This window comes from Natronospira sp. (assembly GCF_007134575.1).
Taxonomy (GTDB): Bacteria; Pseudomonadota; Gammaproteobacteria; order Natronospirales; family Natronospiraceae; genus Natronospira; species Natronospira elongata.
Map to the genome: position 1 here is coordinate 1 of NZ_SLKM01000242.1, position 2,595 is coordinate 2,595.

Genomic DNA, 2,595 nt, shown 5'->3' on the forward strand with positions numbered 1-2,595 from the left:
CCGCCCTCGTAGGAGATGTGCAGCAGGTTGGCGTCCATCGAATAGGGCGACCCCCCGCCCTTCTTCTTCTCGATCGGGATGCCGTGCTCCTCGGCGTAGGCGAGCAGGCGCTCGCGCGAGTTCAGATCCCACTCGCGCCAGGGCGCGATGACGCGAATGTCGGGCGCCAGTGCGTAGGCACCCAGTTCGAACCGGACCTGGTCATTGCCCTTGCCGGTCGCGCCGTGGGCGATGGCGTCGGCGCCGGTCTCGCGCGCGATCTCGACCAGCCGGCGCGCAATGAGCGGGCGGGCGATCGAGGTGCCCAGCAGATACTCGCCCTCGTAGACGGTGTTCGCGCGGAACATGGGGAAGACGTAATCGCGGGCGAAGGTTTCGCGCAGGTCCTCGACATGAATCTCGCGCACGCCGAGCTGTTCAGCCTTGGCGCGGGCCGGCTCGACTTCCTCGCCCTGGCCGAGGTCGGCGGTGAAGGTCACCACCTCGCAGCCGTAGACATCCTCCAGCCACTTGAGGATCACGGAGGTATCGAGACCTCCGGAATAGGCGAGTACCGCCTTGCGCACGCCATTCATACCATCTGCTCCCGAAATCTGGTTTGCCTCGGCACCATGTGCCCCGGGGGCGGCGATTGTACCCGACTTGGCCGCCTGCCGACTGCCGGCAAGTGGCAGCCGTGCGGCCCATCGTGGCACAATCCGGGCGATTTCCGGGATGCGCCGCGCCGCATCCCCGGTCTCGGGACGCAGGTGTCGGCACAGGCCCCGTCCCGAAGCACCCGGCCGGTTGCGCCGGGCCCGCCGCGCCAGGAGTACATCCATGACCGAGCCGAAAGATCCCGATCCGCAGGAAACCCAGGAATGGCTGGATTCGCTCGACACCCTGATTGAGGCGGACGGCCCCGACCGTGCCCATTATGTCGTCGAGCGCCTGATCGACGAATCCCGCCGTTCCGGGATCAACATCCCCTTCTCCCCGGAGACGGGCTACGTCAACACCATCCCGGCCCATCTGGAAGAACGCAGCCCCGGCGACCACGATCTCGAATGGAAGATCCGCTCGTACATCCGCTGGAACGCGACCGCCATGGTCGTGCGCGCCAACAACGCCAACTCCACGCTCGGCGGCCACATCGCCAGCTTCGCCTCGGCGGCAACGCTCTACGATGTCGGCTTCAATCACTTCTTCCGCGCGCCCAGCGCCGACCACGGCGGTGACCTCGTATTCATCCAGGGCCACTCGGCACCCGGCATCTACGCCCGTGCCTTTCTCGAAGGCCGCCTGACCAAGAGTCAGCTCGACGCCTTCCGCCAGGAAGTCGACGGCAACGGCCTTTCCAGCTATCCGCATCCATGGCTGATGCCCGACTTCTGGCAGTTCCCGACCGTGTCGATGGGCCTGGCGCCGATGATGGGCATCTATCAGGCCCGGTTCATGAAGTACATGCAGGACCGCGAACTCGCGGCCGCGCGCGATCGCAAGGTCTGGGTGTTCATGGGCGACGGAGAGGTCGACGAACCCGAGTCCCTGGGCGCCATCTCGCTCGCCGGCCGCGAGAAACTCGACAACCTCGTCTACGTTGTCAACTGCAACCTGCAGCGGCTTGACGGCCCGGTTCGCGGCAACGGCAAGATCATCCAGGAACTCGAGGCAATGTTCCGCGGCGCCGGCTGGAACGTCATCAAGGTCATCTGGGGATCGTACTGGGATCCGCTGCTGGCCAAGGACAGGGACGGCCTCCTGCGCCAGCGCATGGACGAGGTGGTCGATGGCGAATACCAGGTCTACAAGTCGAAGGACGGCGCTTATGTCCGCGAGAACTTCTTCGGCAAGTACCCCGAACTCAAGGCCATGGTTTCGAACATGTCGGACGAGGACGTCTGGCGGCTCAACCGGGGCGGGCACGATCCGCACAAGGTCTACGCGGCCTATCACGCGGCCACGCACCACAAGGGCCAGCCCACGGTCATCCTCGCCAAGACGGTCAAGGGCTACGGCATGGGCGAGGCCGGCGAGGGCGAGATGACCGCCCACCAGCAGAAGAAGATGAACGCGGAGCAGATGAAGACGTTCCGCGACCGCTTCCGCATCCCGATCTCCGACGAGGCTGCGGAGAACGCCGAGTACTTCCATCCCGGCGACGACTCCGACGAGATGCAGTATCTGCGCGAGCGGCGCAAGGCGCTCGGCGGCTACCTGCCGCAGCGCAAGACACTCGCCGCACCATTGAAGGTGCCGACGCTCGATGTATTCCAGGGCATGCTGGAGTCGAGCGGCGAGCGCGAGATGTCCACCACCATGGGCTTCGTGCGCATGCTCACGCTGCTCACGCGCGACAAGAAGATCGGGCCCAACATCGTGCCCATCGTCCCCGACGAGGCCCGCACCTTCGGCATGGACGGCATGTTCCGCCAGATCGGCATCTATTCGCCGGTCGGCCAGCTCTACACGCCGGAAGACGCCGGCTCGATCATGTACTACCGCGAGGACAAGAAGGGCCAGATCCTCGAGGAGGGCATCTGCGAGGCGGGCGGGTACTGCGACTGGCTGGCCGCCGCCACCGCCTATTCGACGCACGGGGTCAACATGATCCCG

At 65.7% G+C, this 2,595-nt stretch carries 2 protein-coding genes; one reads left to right on the forward strand and one right to left on the reverse strand.

The genetic code is table 11. The features are described 5' to 3' along the window. Positions 1 to 575 (reverse strand): argininosuccinate synthase domain-containing protein (locus ACJWXQ_RS09540; protein ID WP_406672692.1); only part of this gene is annotated, 575 nt, incomplete at its 3' end. A 244-nt stretch (positions 576 to 819) separates the two neighbouring features. On the opposite strand from ACJWXQ_RS09540, the gene aceE reads away from it, so the two are divergent. After that, positions 820 to 2,595 (forward strand): pyruvate dehydrogenase (acetyl-transferring), homodimeric type (gene aceE, locus ACJWXQ_RS09545; protein ID WP_406672693.1); only part of this gene is annotated, 1,776 nt, incomplete at its 3' end.